This window comes from Amycolatopsis sp. NPDC048633 (assembly GCF_040650695.1).
GTDB lineage: Bacteria > Actinomycetota > Actinomycetes > Mycobacteriales > Pseudonocardiaceae > Amycolatopsis.
Genome location: NZ_JBEZHS010000001.1, coordinates 484,502 through 498,922, shown reverse-complemented (window position 1 = coordinate 498,922; position 14,421 = coordinate 484,502). Strand labels below are relative to the sequence as shown.

General features: G+C 70.7%; 15 protein-coding genes. 12 read left to right on the top strand and 3 right to left on the bottom strand.

Going from position 1 to position 14,421, the window contains the following annotated elements; genetic code table 11:
• The first annotated feature begins 79 nt into the window (after positions 1-79).
• The 10 genes from AB0C38_RS02520 to dnaB all read left to right on the top strand — a co-directional run bounded on the left by AB0C38_RS02520 (position 80) and on the right by dnaB (position 7,982).
• Entirely contained in the window at positions 80-937 is an 858-nt protein-coding gene (locus tag AB0C38_RS02520) for a hypothetical protein (protein WP_360667436.1), read from the top strand.
• A gap of 113 nt (positions 938-1,050) precedes the next feature.
• Complete coding sequence (gene rpsF, locus AB0C38_RS02515; protein ID WP_360665294.1) at positions 1,051-1,380, top strand: 30S ribosomal protein S6; 330 nt, start codon at positions 1,051-1,053, stop codon at positions 1,378-1,380.
• Positions 1,381-1,397: 17 nt separating this feature from the next.
• Positions 1,398-1,922, top strand: coding sequence for a single-stranded DNA-binding protein (locus AB0C38_RS02510; protein WP_360665291.1), 525 nt, complete (start codon positions 1,398-1,400; stop codon positions 1,920-1,922).
• Between the two features lie 41 nt (positions 1,923-1,963).
• Positions 1,964-2,212: a 30S ribosomal protein S18 gene (gene rpsR / locus AB0C38_RS02505; RefSeq protein WP_003098744.1), complete on the top strand. Its 249-nt coding sequence runs from the start codon at positions 1,964-1,966 to the stop codon at positions 2,210-2,212.
• A gap of 14 nt (positions 2,213-2,226) precedes the next feature.
• The gene (gene rplI / locus AB0C38_RS02500; RefSeq protein ID WP_360665288.1) at positions 2,227-2,688 is read left to right on the top strand and encodes a 50S ribosomal protein L9; all 462 of its coding nucleotides are present in this window, start codon (positions 2,227-2,229) and stop codon (positions 2,686-2,688) included.
• Positions 2,689-2,823: 135 nt separating this feature from the next.
• Positions 2,824-3,174, top strand: a complete 351-nt coding sequence (locus AB0C38_RS02495) for a hypothetical protein (protein WP_360665285.1) — start codon at positions 2,824-2,826, stop codon at positions 3,172-3,174.
• A complete protein-coding gene (locus AB0C38_RS02490; protein ID WP_360665282.1) occupies positions 3,171-3,794 on the top strand; it encodes a DUF3558 domain-containing protein in 624 nt (207 codons plus the stop codon). Before AB0C38_RS02495 ends, AB0C38_RS02490 begins: the two co-directional genes overlap by 4 nt.
• Position 3,795: 1 nt before the next feature.
• Entirely contained in the window at positions 3,796-5,181 is a 1,386-nt protein-coding gene (locus tag AB0C38_RS02485; RefSeq protein ID WP_360665279.1) for a hypothetical protein, read from the top strand.
• A gap of 105 nt (positions 5,182-5,286) precedes the next feature.
• Positions 5,287-6,075, top strand: coding sequence for an ESX secretion-associated protein EspG (locus AB0C38_RS02480; protein WP_360665276.1), 789 nt, complete (start codon positions 5,287-5,289; stop codon positions 6,073-6,075).
• A gap of 500 nt (positions 6,076-6,575) precedes the next feature.
• The gene (dnaB, locus tag AB0C38_RS02475; protein WP_284743528.1) at positions 6,576-7,982 is read left to right on the top strand and encodes a replicative DNA helicase; all 1,407 of its coding nucleotides are present in this window, start codon (positions 6,576-6,578) and stop codon (positions 7,980-7,982) included.
• Here the strand turns inward: dnaB and AB0C38_RS02470 are convergent.
• On the bottom strand, positions 7,979-8,431 hold the full coding sequence (locus tag AB0C38_RS02470; RefSeq protein WP_360665273.1) for a MarR family winged helix-turn-helix transcriptional regulator: 453 nt from the start codon (positions 8,429-8,431) through the stop codon (positions 7,979-7,981). The two genes, dnaB and AB0C38_RS02470, sit on opposite strands and share 4 nt — an antisense overlap.
• A gap of 67 nt (positions 8,432-8,498) precedes the next feature.
• Here AB0C38_RS02470 and AB0C38_RS02465 point away from each other — a divergent pair, with 67 nt between their 5' ends.
• Both AB0C38_RS02465 and AB0C38_RS02460 read left to right on the top strand, forming a co-directional pair.
• Complete coding sequence (locus tag AB0C38_RS02465) at positions 8,499-8,891, top strand: MarR family transcriptional regulator (protein WP_360665270.1); 393 nt, start codon at positions 8,499-8,501, stop codon at positions 8,889-8,891.
• A gap of 68 nt (positions 8,892-8,959) precedes the next feature.
• Positions 8,960-9,730, top strand: a complete 771-nt coding sequence (locus AB0C38_RS02460) for a class III extradiol ring-cleavage dioxygenase (protein ID WP_360665267.1) — start codon at positions 8,960-8,962, stop codon at positions 9,728-9,730.
• A gap of 196 nt (positions 9,731-9,926) precedes the next feature.
• Here the strand turns inward: AB0C38_RS02460 and AB0C38_RS02455 are convergent, their stop codons facing one another.
• Both AB0C38_RS02455 and AB0C38_RS02450 read right to left on the bottom strand, forming a co-directional pair.
• Complete coding sequence (locus tag AB0C38_RS02455; protein ID WP_360665264.1) at positions 9,927-13,109, bottom strand: PE-PGRS family protein; 3,183 nt, start codon at positions 13,107-13,109, stop codon at positions 9,927-9,929.
• Positions 13,110-13,318: 209 nt separating this feature from the next.
• Positions 13,319-14,233: a hypothetical protein gene (locus AB0C38_RS02450; protein ID WP_360665261.1), complete on the bottom strand. Its 915-nt coding sequence runs from the start codon at positions 14,231-14,233 to the stop codon at positions 13,319-13,321.
• Positions 14,234-14,421 lie beyond the last annotated feature (188 nt).

The following is a 14,421-nucleotide window of genomic DNA, read 5'->3' as shown; positions in this document are numbered from 1 at the left end:
ATCTTCTTCGTTGACCCTGGTGTTCAGGACGACGACGCCTCGATAACCCCCTCGGAGGACAGTGCTCGTGCGGAAGTTTTTGACCGTGACCGCCCTTGCCGCCTTCGTCACCGGGAGCGCCTTCCTTTCCGCGGGCACAGCCTCGGCGAGCCAGCAGGTCGTGAGCACCAGCTGCACCGGCACGGTCACCGGCCAGATGGGCGACCAGATCGCGATCACCGGAGCTTCCGTGAAGACGCTGGTCACGAACGGCGCCAACAACGCCGGCACGCTGGCCGTCGGCGCCTGGGCCGGTGACTCGATCGCCGGCGTCGCCACCATCGCGGTCGGCCAGGTGCCGAACTCCGCGGGCGGCGAGGCGACCGGCGCGGCGATCGGCAAGGCAGTGCGCACCGCCTTGGCGAACTCCCACTCGCTGGGTCTCGGGTTCGACTGGAACAAGACCCTGAACAGCGTGGAGAGCACGGTCGCGAAGGGCTGCAACCTCACCCTGCTCGCCGGCAACTACGTCGCCCCGAGCGCGCCGGGTCAGCCGGGCGCCGGGGGCACCGGCACCACACCGGGCGGCACCGGCACCACTCCCGGCGGCACGTCCGGCAACCTCTCCAACCTGAACCCGGGCAACGCGGCCGGCTCCGGCACCGCGCCGATGCGCGACTACGGCGGCATCCCCACGGCGACCGCCGGCACGGCCGTCGCCCCGGGCGCGCGCTACCCGGCGAACGGCACGCTCCCCGGTGACGCCTCCGCGCCGCAGGGCGACACGGGCGCCCAGAGCGGCCAGGGCGCCGACATCCGCGACGCGGGCAACGCGCAGTCGCTGGCTTCGCCCGGCTCTTCGGACGACGTCCAGCTGCCGATGCTGCTCGCGGTGATCGTGCTCGCCGGCGTGACGGCCGGGCTCGTCCGGACCTGGGTCCTGCGCCGCGCGAGCTGACCCGGCGAGACCCCCGCTGTCCGGTCCGGTCGGACCCCCCAGGTAGCCTTACCTGGACAAACCCTCCTGTCACGGACAGTCCGTGACCGCGAGCCCATAGGAGGTGAGTGGTTGTGTCACGCCATTACGAGGTAATGGTCATCCTGGACCCCACGCTCGACGAGCGCACTGTCGCTCCGACGCTGGACACCTTCCTCAACGTCATCCGCACTTCGGGCGGAAGCGTGGAGAAGGTCGACGTCTGGGGCCGGCGCCGGCTTTCGTACGAGATCAACAAGCACGCGGAGGGCATCTACGCCCTGCTGGACCTGAACTCGTCTTCGGACGCGGTGAAGGAACTGGACCGCCAGCTTTCGCTGCAGGAGACCGTGCTCCGCACCAAGGTCATGCGTCGCGAGATCAAGCGCGCCGCAGCGCCCAAGCCCGTCGCCGCCAAGGCCTGAGCCGAAGGGTATTCCCGATGGCTGGAGACACCGTCATCACGGTGATCGGCAACCTGACGTCCGACCCGGAACTGCGTTTCACCCCGTCCGGTGCGGCGGTCGCGAACTTCACCGTCGCGTCCACGCCCCGCACGCTCGACAAGCAGTCGGGCGAGTGGAAGGACGGCGAGGCGCTGTTCCTGCGCTGCAACATCTGGCGCCAGGCGGCGGAGAACGTCGCCGAGTCCCTGACCCGCGGCGCTCGCGTCGTCGTGCAGGGCCGCCTGAAGCAGCGGTCGTTCGAGACGAAGGAAGGCGAGAAGCGGACCGTCGTCGAGCTCGAGGTCGACGAGATCGGCCCCTCGCTGCGTTACGCCACGGCCAAGGTCAACAAGGTCAGCCGCGGTGGCGGCGGCGGTGGTGACTTCGGCGGCGGCGGTGGCGGTGGAAACCGCGGCGGCGGCGGTGGCGGCGGAATGCCGGCCGACGACCCGTGGGGTTCCGCCCCGGCCGCCAGCAGCAGCGGTGGCGGCGGCGGCTTCTCCGACGAGCCTCCCTTCTGATCTCGTACACATCCACAAGAGTTGAATTCCAGGAGTAACCAGTGGCCAAGCCACCCATTCGCAAGCCCAAGAAGAAGGTCTGCGTGTTCTGCAAGGCCGAGAAAAAGGGCCGTCCGGAACTGATCGACTACAAGGACACCAACCTGCTGCGGAAGTACATCTCCGACCGCGGCAAGATCCGTGCCCGTCGCGTCACCGGCAACTGCAGCCAGCACCAGCGTGACATCGCCATCGCGGTCAAGAACTCCCGCGAGATGGCGCTGCTCCCCTACACCTCGACCGCGCGCTAAGGGAGGGCACTGACATGGCGAAGATCATCCTCACCACGGACGTGGCCAACCTGGGCGGCCCCGGCGACATCGTCGAGGTCAAGGACGGTTACGCGCGCAACTACCTGCTCCCGCGGGGCTACGCGATCGTGGCCTCCAAGGGCGCGGAGAAGAACGTGCGCACCATCCAGCGCGCGCAGGAGAGCCGTCGCATCCGCGACCTCGACCACGCCAAGGAGATCAAGGCGACGCTGGAGGGCCTCGGCGCCATCCAGCTCACCGGCAAGGCGGCCGAGGGCTCGAAGAAGCTCTTCGGTTCGATCACCGCCGGCGAGATCGTCGACGCGATCAAGGCGGCCGGTGGCCCCCTGCTCGACAAGCGCGTCATCGAGCTGCGCGACCACATCAAGACCGTGGGCAAGCACTCGGTCGGCGCCCGGCTGCACCCGGACGTGAAGGTCGACGTGCGGCTCGAGGTCAAGGCCACGCAGGCCTGATCCGGTAAGTCAGTACGTCGTCGAAGGCGGGTCGCTCCCTGGTGGGCGGCCCGCCTTCACGCGTTTCGGGGGAACCTCGGACACGCGGGCGTCGTCGTAGGACAATGGAGCGGGACGCGAAGGGAGCGCACTCGGATGGGTAACGAGGTCAACATGTCCGCGCCGTCCGGCGGTGGGGGCTTCACGTTCGACGCCGACAAGATCGACGGCGTCATCAAGAAGTGGCAGGACCTGCAGACCGACCTGCAGAACGACGCCGCCGACGCCAACCTGATGGCCGACGTCAAGGCGCCCGGCAAGGAGTTCGCGAGCGGTGACTGGGAGAAGCTCGCCAACCCGTCCGGCAAGGCGTTCCTCGAGCAGAACAAGAAGATGCAGGACTACGTGAAGAACTACATCCAGGCCCTGCTCGACGCGAAGAAGAAGATCACCGCCGCGGACGCGGACCACACCGGCGACATCGCGAAGTCGGGGACGCAGGCGTGAACCGTCGTCTGGTGCTGCCCGGGCTCGCCCTCGCCGCGCTCGCCCTCGCCGGCTGCACCTCCACCAAAGGTGGCACGGCCAACCCGGCCGCGTCCGGCACGCCGGACTCCGCGAGCAGCAGCTCGGACGGCGGGGGTGGCGACGGCGCACCCAAGGTGCCGAGCCCGCTCGACCCGGCCAAGCTGAAGTCCGACCCGTGCTCGGTCCTCTCGGCCTCGCAGCGTTCGACGCTCGGCCTCGAGGACGGCACGCCCCGCACCAGCGCGGCCGGCGCGACCTGCGCGTGGGTCTACGGCGACGACGAGACGCGCAGCAGCCGGATCGACATCGCGGCCGACCCGAACACCGACGGGCTCGCGGGGATCTACGACCTCTACGCCAAGGGCGGCAAGGACCAGTACGAGTACTGGGAGCCGGCCGACGTCTCCGGCTACCCCGCGGTGTACGCCGCGACCAAGGACTTCCGCACGCAGGGGCAGTGCAAGCTGCTGGTGGGCGTGACGGACACCCAGGCCGTCCAGGTCTTCACCCAGATCGGCAACGGGCCGGGGGCGACCCAGCCGTGCCCGTACGCGGAGAAGGCGGCCGAGGCGATGATCCAGACCTTGAAGGAGGGCTGAGATGCTGGAACTGGTGCTGCTCGGCGGGTTCGCCGCGTACAACATGGCCACCACGCACTCGGACGACCACACCTCGCAGCAGGGCGACCGCAAGATCGACTGCTACGACATCTGGCACCAGATCACCACCGGCCCCGGCACCGGCTCGATCCAGAACGGGCAGTCGGCGGCCGGCCGGCTGAAGGGCGCCTACCAGGACCGGCTCAGCACCATCGACGGCCTGGCCAAGGAGATGGACGCGGCCTGGACCGGCGGCGGCGCGGACGCGGCGCAGAACGCGGGCGCGCACCCGCTGCGGGTGTGGATGGAGGACTCGGGCACCAAGCTGACCGACTCCGACAAGTACCTCGGCGAGCAGAACAACGCGTTCACCACGGTGCACGCGCAGGTGCAGGAGGTCCCGAAGGATCCGCCGAAGAACAACCTGCTCAACGCCGTGACGCCGTGGACGACCGACACCGACCGGGCGATCCGCGACTACAACACCAGGGGCCAGGCCAACGTCGACGCCTTCAACACCTACTACAAGGCGAGCAACGACAACGGCCAGAAGATGCCGACGTACTCCGCGCTCAAGGGGCAGCAGGAGAACGTCAACGTCGACGACGGCAAGAAGAAGCCGGACGACGGCAAGGGCAACGGCGACGGCAACGGAAATGGCGACGGGAACGGCAACGGGAGCGGCACCGGCACGGGTCCCGGCGGCGTGAACATGCCGGGACCGAGCGGCGTCCCGTCCTTCGGCGGCCAGCCGAACACCCCCGGTGGCAGCTTCGACCCGTCGAAGGTCCCGGGCGGCGGCTACGACCCGTCGAAGGTGCCGAGCTTCGACCCCGGGAACGTCCCCGGCGGGAACTACGACCCGTCGAAGCTGCCGGGCGGCGGCAACTACACCCCGCCGAACTTCAACGACGGCACCAGCGCGTCGGGCTTCTCGCCGTCGGACGTGCCGGGCGTGCCGAGCTTCGGCCCGGGGAGCACGCCGAACTTCTCCGGTGGTGGCGGAGGCGGAGGCGGCGGTGGCTTCGGGCCCGGCGGCTCGGGCGGGATCGGCGACCCGACAGCGGGCTTCGGCCCGGGCGGCAGCGGCGCGGGCTTCGGCCCGGGCGGCCCGGGCGGCTCGACCGGGGCGGCCGTGCCGGGCGGCGCCGGCGGGACCGGCGCGGGACGGGGCGGCATGGGGGCCGGCGGCGGGCTGGGCGCGGGCGGCGCGGCGGCCGGCCGCGGCGGTTCCACCGGGATGGGTGGGATGGGCGGCATGGGCCACGGCGCCAAGGGCCAGGGCGGCGGCGACGAGGAACGCACCTCGAAGTACCTGCTCGGCGAGGACCCGAACGACATCTTCGGCTCCGACGAGCTGACCGCCCCGCCGGTCATCGGCGAGTAACGCACGCGAGACCGCCGGGTGCGTGCCAAGATGGGCGCGCCCGGGCTTTCGCGGGTTCACCAAGCTGATCTTCACTGGGTTCGATCTTCACTGGGGGAAAGAGCGGTGCTGGACAGGCAGGTCACCCTCACGACCGGCACCTTGATCAACCTGATCCGGCGCCGGGGCGGCGAGCCGCACACGGTGCTGTCCGACAAGCCGGCCTGGTACAGCGACGAGGCCCAGCGCGCCGAGGACGATCGGGTCAACGCCGAGCTCGCCAAGGCCGGGCTGTTCGGGCCGCGCGGCATGCACCCCGGGTTCGTCGCGACGGTCGAAGCGATCGCCCGGCCGCAGCTGGAGTACTACGGCTGGGTCGACGGCGGGTTCCAGGGCAAGCCGGTCAGCTACCGGCTGCTCGCCGGCAGCGCCGGCGGCGAGGCGTTCGTGCTGGCCAAGCACGAGGAGCTGGACGTCGTCGTGCTGGAGTCGACCCAGCCGCACGAGCTGCTCGACGGCTTCCTCGGCCAGATCCCGAAGCTGGCGCCCGGGCGCGGGACGCCGCTCGCCGTGCCGAAGAGCCAGGTCGAGGGAACCGCCCGCGGTGACGACGGCGCGTACGCGGTGCTTCGCAACGACCGTCCGGCCGAGGGCTCGCAGGAGGTCGACGAGCTCCGGCGGATCCTGGCGCTGCGCCGAATGGGGAGCGGCAGCCTCTACGTCGCGGCCCGTAGCCGCAGCGGGGCTTGGCACCGGATCGAACGCCCGGTGAACTACATCGATACCTCGGAAGGCCGATGGCTGACCGAAGAGATTCCGGGGCGTGGGGAGAACCGGATCGCCTTCACCCCGGCCGACCAGCGCGTTCTCGCCGACCGGTTACGCAGCGCACAGGGCCGGCTCACCGCGGCCTGACCGGCGGCCGTTCAGCCCACCGTGTCACGGCTCTACCCTCCGTAGTATTCATCCACAGGCCGCGCCGGCCAATGGGCTGCGGCTGGTCCACGACACGCCGAACAACGGACTTCACGCGACACGCCGGACGAGTTTTCGGGAAGTTCTCCACACCTTGTTCACAGCATCTGACCTGCGAGTTCTTTGAACCCGATCACGCTTGTCCCCAACTTGTCCACAGCTCTGGCGGCACCTGTGACTGGTTACCCCCATTCATCCACAGGTTGTCCACAGAAGGGTCCCCATCCCGAATTGCCATCCGCCTTCCGGGGGATCTAGCGTGCCCGCTCGAGCCTGTACTCACGGTGGCGTTCCGCGTGTCTAAGACAGCTGAAGGACGTTGTCGCCGATCATCGGGACGAGCCCGGAGACGGGTGGCGCGGATCGAGCCGCGTGCTTCGAGAGCGAAGATCCGGCATACTCGAACGGGTGTTCGACACAATGAGGAGGTGTCCGTCGCGGTGGCGCTGACCGACGACCGCAGTCCGATGTATGCGGAGAACGACCCGGGTCCGAGTGACCCCGGCCCCGGCGGCGGGTTCGACCGCCAGCCGCCGCAGGACATCGCGGCCGAGCAGTCCGTGCTCGGCGGCATGCTGCTGTCCAAGGACGCGGTCGCCGACGTCATCGAGGCGCTCGGCCCCGACGACTTCTACAAGCCCGCGCACCAGGCGATCTACGACTGCGTCCTCGACCTCTACGGCCGCGGCGAGCCGGCCGACCCGATCACCATCTCGGCGGAGCTCGAACGCCGGGGCGAGCTGGGCCGCGTCGGCGGCGCGCCCTACCTGCACACGCTGATCGCGACGGTGCCGACCGCGGCGAACGCGGGCTACTACGCGGAGATCGTCGCCGAGAAGGCGGTGCTGCGCCGGCTCGTCGAGGCGGGCACCCGGATCGTGCAGTACGGCTACGGCGCGGCCGCGGCCGACGGCGCGAACATCGACGAGGTCGTCGACCGCGCGCAGGCCGCGATCTACGACGTCACCGAGCGCCGGACCAGCGAGGACTACGTCGCGCTCGAAGAACTGCTGCAGCCGACGATGGACGAGATCGACGCGATCGCCTCGCGCGGCGGCCAGTCCCAGGGCATCCCGACCGGGTTCACCGACTTCGACGAGCTGACGAACGGCCTGCACCCGGGCCAGATGATCATCGTCGCCGCCCGCCCCGGTGTCGGCAAGTCGACGCTGGGCCTGGACTTCGTTCGGTCGGCCTCCATCAAGCACGGGCTGACCAGCGTCATCTTCTCGCTGGAAATGAGCCGGACCGAGATCGTCATGCGCATGCTCTCGGCCGAGGCGAAGATCCGCCTCTCCGACATGCGCGGTGGCAAGATGTCCGACGACGACTGGACGCGGCTGGCCCGCCGGATGAGCGAGGTGTCCGAGGCACCGTTGTTCGTCGACGACTCGCCGAACATGACGATGATGGAGATCCGGGCGAAGGCGCGCCGGCTCAAGCAGCGCAACGACCTGAAGCTCGTCGTCCTCGACTACCTCCAGCTGATGACGTCCGGCAAGCGCGTCGAGTCGCGGCAGCAGGAAGTCTCGGAGTTCTCGCGGCAGATGAAGCTGCTGGCCAAGGAGATCGAGGTCCCGGTGATCGCGATCAGCCAGCTGAACCGTGGTCCCGAGCAGCGGACGGACAAGCGCCCGATGCTGTCCGACCTGCGTGAGTCCGGCTCGCTGGAGCAGGACGCCGACCTCGTCATCCTGGTCAACCGCCCCGACGCCTGGGAGCGGGACGACCCGCGCGCGGGCGAGGCGGACCTGATCATCGCGAAGCACCGTGCCGGCCCGACGGCGACGATCACCGTCGCCCACCAGCTGCACTACAGCCGCTTCGTGGACCTCTCCCACGACTAACCGAGGGCGCTGTACCCGCGGACGAACGCCGTGAGGAGCCGGCCGAAGTTCGCGCGGTCGTCGTCCGGCCAGTCGGCCATGACCTCGGCGAACACCGAGCGCCGGAAGGCGTGCAGCTCGTCGAGGTGCGCCTGGCCGGCCTCGGTCGGCACGAGCACCGCACGCCGTCCGTCGCGCTGATCGGCTTCGCGGCGGAGCAGGCCCTGCTCGACAGCGCGCGCCACCAGCCGGCTCGCGCGCGGCTGGTCGACACCCATCGCCGCGCTCAAGGCCGTCACCGTGCTGGGCTCGCCGCGTTCGGTGAGCTCCTCGACGACGTCGAGCAGCTCGTGCACCGGGTCGTGCGCGCCCTGGCCGCGGGCTTTGCCGATCCGGCTCAGCGCCCGCCGTTGCTGGCTGCGGCGGATCGCGATCATCGCGCGCTCGACGTCGGCCACCGCGTCCGTCATGGTTGCCCCACTCCCCAACTACATGTAACTTTACATGTAGTTGCTCATAGACAAATCAGGAGGTCTCGTGAAACCCCTCGGCTGGTGGCTTCGCCACGTCCACGAGCTTCTCGAATCCTCCATGGCCCGAGCCCTCGACGCCGAGTCGCTGAGCCGGCGGCACTGGCAGGTACTCAACACGATGGCCCTCGGCGCCCGCACCCCGGAGGAGGTCGACTCGGCGCTGGCGCCGTTCGTCGCCGCCGAGGGGTCGATGAGCACCCAGGTGACCGAACTGCATACCCGCGGCTGGGTCACCGAAAACGGCGAACTCACCGATGCGGGCCGCGAAGCCCACGCCCGCGTCGAGAAGCGCGTGGCAGCGTTTCGCACCGCGGTGACCGACGGCATCAGCGACGACGACTACCGCACGACGATCCGCACCCTCGAGCACTGCGCGGCCAACCTCGAGGCCCTCTGAAGGAATATCCCGGGAGGCGGCGGCGTCGGGTATCCTAGTAGTTGAACTTTCAAGCACTGGAGCCGTCGATGACCCGCACCCCGGTCCTCTACCTCAGCCACGGAGCGCCGCCGCTCGCCGACGACACCACGTGGACCCGCCAGCTCGCCGCCTGGTCGGCCGACCTGCCGAAGCCCCGCGCGATCCTGGTCGTGTCGGCGCACTGGGAGGAGGCGCCGCTGACCATCGCGGCCACGACGACCGTGCCGCTCGTGTACGACTTCTGGGGCTTCCCCGAGCGCTACTACCAGGTGAAGTACGCGGCGCCGGGCGCACCCGAGCTGGCGGAGAAGGTGCGGAAGCTGCTCCGCACCACTGACACGCCGGTGCACGACGCGCCGGAGCGCGGCCTCGACCACGGCGCCTACGTGCCGCTCGTCGAGATGTACCCGGACGCCGACGTCCCGGTGCTGCAGGTTTCGATGCCCTCGCTCGACCCGCAGGAGCTGTTCGACCTCGGCCGCAAGCTCGCGCCGCTGCGCGACGAAGGCGTGCTGATCATCGGCAGCGGCTTCTTCACCCACAACCTGAGCGGCATGGCCCGCGCCACCGACGGGACACCGCCCGCGTGGTCGGCCGAGTTCGACCACTGGGGCGACGAGGTCGTGCGCGGCGGAGACGTCGACGCGCTGCTCGACTTCCGGCACAAGGCGCCGGCGGCGGCGCTCGCCCACCCGCGGATCGAGCACTTCGCACCGCTGTTCGTCTCCCTCGGCGCGACCGCGGAGGAGAAGTCGGGCCGCACGGTGATCGACGGGTTCTGGCACGGCCTGGCGAAGCGGTCGCTCCAGTTCTCCTGACCTCCCCGCAACTTCCCGGGCGCACGAACGAGCCCCGAGGGCCGGATTCGGCTCTCGGGGCTCGTCCTCTCCAGGGAAGGAGAGCTTCTTTCGATCGTCAGGCACTCCGTGCGAGGAGACCTCGCGGCGCGGTGGAGCGACTGCCGGGTTTGGAGGGCCGGGCGGATTCTGGCTGAACCCGCCCGGCTTCACCGAACTACTTGCGCTTGACCAGGCCCAGCAGCTTCGCGAGGAAGCCGGTGGAGTCCAGGCCCGACATGGCCGGGACCTGCGCGGCCGGGGCCGCGCTGTCCAGCACCGGCAGCTTCGCGTTCACCGGCAGGGCCGGGGCGGCGGGCAGCGCGGCGGGCGCGGCCGGCAGCGCCGGGGTCACCGGGAGCGCGATCGGCAGCGTCGGGACGCCGCCACCCAGGACGGGCAGCGCCGGCAGCGCGACGGGCAGGCCCGCGGTCGGCAGGTCCGCACGCTCGGTGCCGTGCCCGGGCAGGGCACCACCCAGCGCGGAGAGGCTGCTCAGGCCGGGCAGGCCGCCGGCGGTGGGCAGGCCACCGGTCGGCAGGTCCGCACGCTGGGTGCCGCCACCCAGCGCCGACAGGGCGCTGAGGCCGGGCAGACCGGCGGTCGGCAGGTGCGGCAGCAGCCCGGACATCGGGGTGCTCACCGGCACGTCGGCGCGCTGCGCCGGGACGGCCATCGGCACCGCGGGCAGGCCCGCGGTGGGCAGCCCCGCCGTCGGCAGGCCGCTGGCGAGCCCGGTCAGCGAAGGCAGCTCGCCGGCACCCAGCTCCGAACCCTCGACCGGGTTCGCGATCGAGTCGGCCGCTTCCGTGGCCTCCCCGTCGATGCTGGTCATGTCGGTCGCGTCCGCGGTCGCCACGCCGAGCAGCTCCAGGGGCACGCCGAAGATCTGCACCGGCGCCACGATGTCGTGGTAGAAGTTGTACCCCGACAGGCTGGACCCGTCACCCTCGGTGGTCGGCTCGCCACCGTTCTCGGTGGTCAGCGTGTTGTCGCCGATGGCGTGCGCCACGCCGCCCACGGTCACCGCGTCGCCGAACAGCTGCACGATCGCGGTGGCCGGGATGTCGAGGATGTTGCCGGAGATGGCGCCCTCGACACCCGAGGTGGTGTCGTCGCCCGCGTTCTCCACGGACGTCGTGTTGATCCCGGTGCCGCTGGCGACACCCGCCGCGCTGACGGCGTCACCGAAGACCTGCGCCACCGGCAGCGCGTCGGCGCCGATGATGTTGCCGGCCACGCTGCCGCGGTCACCGTTGGTGGTGGCGTCGCCACCGGCCTGCGACGTCGTGTCGCTCGTGCCCAGGCCGTGGCCCAGGGCGCCGCCCGCGACACCGTCGCTGAACAGCTGCGCGGCACCCGCGATCGGGGCCTTCACGATGTTGCCGGCCAGCGCACCGTCCTGCCCGTCGGTGAGGGCGTCGCCGCCCGCCGAGGAGTCGGTGATGTTGTCGTTCTCACCGGTGCCGATGCCCGCGAGGGCGGCACCGCTGCCGGCGGCCAGCACCGGGAGCGAGACCGGGGCCTCGATGATGTTGCCGGCGCCGGCGCCCGCGGGGCCGTTCGCCGTGACGTCGCCGCCCGCGTTGGACGTCGTGTCGGTCGAGCCCTTGCCGTGGCCCTGGCCGACGAACGCGCCGCCGATGTTGGCGACCTGCACCGGCAGCGAAGCCGGCACGGTGCCCAGGTTCGAGCTCAGGAAGCCGTTGTCGTCGTGGGTGCTGCCACCGCCGCCGCCGGAGACGACCTTGGTCTCGTCGGCCGAGCCGGAGCCCTGGCCGATGAAGGAGCCGCCCACGCCGAAGACCTCGGCGGGGAGACCGACCGGCACCTGGACGACGTTGCCCGAGCCGGACGAGTCGTTGCCCTGCGTGCCGTCGTACGCCCCGGCGGTGACCGTCTTGTCCTCGGTCGCCGAGCCGGTCGCGTTGCCGATGTGGCTGCCGCCGATACCGAAGACCTCGGGCGCGCCCGCGGTCTGGGTGTTGACGATGTTGCCACCCAGCATGGAGCCGTTGCCCCGGGTGTAGCTGCCGTTGCCCGCGTTGGCGTCGGTGGTGTTGTCGTGCGCCGCGTTGGCCTGGCCGATGTAGGTGCCACCGATGCCGAAGGCCTCGACCGGCAGCGCGACCGACGGGTTCAGGACGTTGCCCGCGCCGCTCGCGTTGTCGCCGGCGGTCTTGACGAAGCCGCCCGAGTCGACGGTGCTGGACGAGCTGCTGGCCGCACCTTCGCCCTCGCGGCCGGCGAGCGCGTCACCGGAGGTGGCGTTGCCGATCCACGAGCCCGCGACACCCGCGACGTTCGCGATCGGGGACAGCGAGGCCGCCCCGCCGTTGCCGGACAGGAACGAGTCGTTGCCGCTCGTCTCGAGGTAGGTCGGGATGCCGAGGCTGCCCTCGCGCGTGTCCCCGGCCGTGGCGTCGGCGGAGGTGGTGCAGCCGTCGGAGTTCGACAGCGAGCCCCACACGGCGCCCGAGTTGCAGTTGAACTTGACCGGCAGGGCGATCGGCGCGCCGACCACGTTGCCCGAGGCCGAGCTGTTGTCGCCGGAGCTGAACAGCGAGCCGCCGGAGGTCGCGACGGTGTCGGCGGTGTAGCCGTGGCTCTGCCCGTTGCCGAGCAGGTACGAAGCGGCGTTGCCGGTCACCTGCACCGGGGTGGCGAGCTGGCCCGCGACCACGTTGCCGGAGAAGGCGGAGCCGTCGCCGTTGGTGTCGACGTTCCCGGTCTCGGTGGCGCTCTGGCTGGCCGACCCACCGGTCACCCGGCCGGTGCCGCCGGCGACGCCGCCGCCGTTCCCGGCGATCTGCACGGGGAGCGCCCAGTCGAGGGCGACCGCGTTGCCCGCGAGGCTGGAGTCCTCACCCGTCGTCGCGATGTCCTGGTTGTGGTCCCAGGTCTGCGAGTGGTCGCCGCCCTCGACGTTCGCGTCGCCGATCACGCCGACCGCGTTGTCCACGATCTGGATCGGGACGACGACGTCGCCGGTGACCTTGTTGCCCTTGAGGTTGTTGTGCCCCGGGGTGAACGCGCCCGCGCCGTCGGCCTTGGTGGCACCGCCGAGGGTGCTCTGGCTGATCGGGCTGGCTTCGTCGAGCTGCTTGACAGCCTCGTTCGCGGCCTTGGTGACCGGCTTGGTGCTCAGCTCCGTCTGCCCGGCGGGCAGGTCCAGCTGGCCGAAGGGGGTGCCGACCGCGTTGTTGGCTTCCTGGATGGGAGCCGTGACGTTCAGGTCGAGCGGGGACGCCGGGGCGTCCGGGTTGACGTTCTCGTCGGCCGAAGCGATGCCGGTACCCAGCATCAGCAACCCACCGGTGACAAGTGCGGTCTGGAGTCCGCGCTTTGCCCACGTCTGCATGGGGTTTTTCTCCTTTATTTCGGGTTCCCTTGCGGGCTTATGGGGGTGCGCTCGTCGAAGTCGAAACGAGGTCCGAGACGCACCGAGGGGGGAAGGAACTTCTTGCGGGCGCAAAAAAGCGCACCGCCGTGTCACGGGAATCTCGCGGACGCAGGCGCCGTCAGATGAAGACGGACTTGGGCGCGTCAGCTACCCGTGAAGGGAGGTGTTCAGTCAGGAGTGACACCGGGCTGCTCGCCCGGGGTGCGCATCGCGGTGCGCAGGCCGGCGCGGCTCATGGCCGCGACGGCGGTGTCGACGGCTTCGGTCGTCCAGAAGGGGACACCGAAGTTGAGGCCGTCGAGGTGGCCACCGGGGGCAGTGCTGCCACCCGGGGCGGTGGGAACAGACGGCGCAGCCGGAAGCTGCACCGGAACCAGCGACGACGGCAGATCACGGTGCCCGTCGCGGGACTCGCCCGCGGCACCGGCCTGGTCGTGCTGGACACCCGTCGGCATCGCGAGCGCGGCTCGCAACGCGGCGGGGAGCTGGACGGTCGAGACGGCGACCGAGTCTGTGGTCTGGCCGAGGCCCGTGGTGACCGGTTCCTGGTCGACCGGGGCGAGCCCCGGGAGCGACGGGACCAGGTCGCCGTGGCCGGCCGGGTCGAGCAGCTGCAGCACGTCGTGCGCCGGCTCGGGGGTGAAGGTCTGCTCGAGGACCTCTCGGGTGTCCTGCGGCTTGCGGACGATGTGCTCGACCGCGCCGAGGGTGCGGTGCGCCGGGCTCACGACGGCGTCGTCGGCGAGGTCCGAAACCGAGTCGCTGACGCGGTCGGAGACCTCGTGCCCGAGGACGCGGGCGCACGGCTCGCTCCACGCGGCGGCGTCCTGGTGGCAGCTCGAAGCGGCGACATCGCCGGCCGCGGTCGCCGCACCGGTGTTCACGTCGCCGAGGCTGCCGGTCGCGGCCTCGGCGATCGGGGCGGTACCCACCTCGACGGTGTCCGCGGAAGCGGTCGCACCGGAGACGAGCCACGCGGCGGCGGTGCCGGCCACGGCGCCCCCGAGGACGAGCAGCGCACGCGACACGAGACGGCCGGCGCGCTTGGCGCCCTGCCCCTCGTTCGTCGCGTTCTTCGCCACTCGTCTTCTCCTAGTGCTGAGTCTGTGATCAATTGGCAACATTGCGTTGCGGAAGCGACCTAACCAAATTCAGGACGCGGTGCGCACCTTTGACACGACTTGATGCCCCCATCGTGTGAAGAACCCAGCGTGTGGCCCGGCCTGACGATCGGTGATCATCCCTGGCAGTGATCGGTTCCGGCGTGGCC

What these genes read in the sequence shown, in the direction of transcription:
- AB0C38_RS02510 (WP_360665291.1), top strand. Translation starts at nt 1,398, where the DNA reads ATGGCTGGAGACACCGTCATCACGGTGATCGGCAACCTGACGTCCGAC.
- rplI (WP_360665288.1), top strand. Translation starts at nt 2,227, where the DNA reads ATGGCGAAGATCATCCTCACCACGGACGTGGCCAACCTGGGCGGCCCC.
- AB0C38_RS02495 (WP_360665285.1), top strand. Translation starts at nt 2,824, where the DNA reads ATGGGTAACGAGGTCAACATGTCCGCGCCGTCCGGCGGTGGGGGCTTC.
- AB0C38_RS02485 (WP_360665279.1), top strand. Translation starts at nt 3,796, where the DNA reads ATGCTGGAACTGGTGCTGCTCGGCGGGTTCGCCGCGTACAACATGGCC.
- AB0C38_RS02470 (WP_360665273.1), bottom strand. Translation starts at nt 8,431, where the DNA reads ATGACGGACGCGGTGGCCGACGTCGAGCGCGCGATGATCGCGATCCGC.
- AB0C38_RS02460 (WP_360665267.1), top strand. Translation starts at nt 8,960, where the DNA reads ATGACCCGCACCCCGGTCCTCTACCTCAGCCACGGAGCGCCGCCGCTC.
- AB0C38_RS02455 (WP_360665264.1), bottom strand. Translation starts at nt 13,109, where the DNA reads ATGCAGACGTGGGCAAAGCGCGGACTCCAGACCGCACTTGTCACCGGT.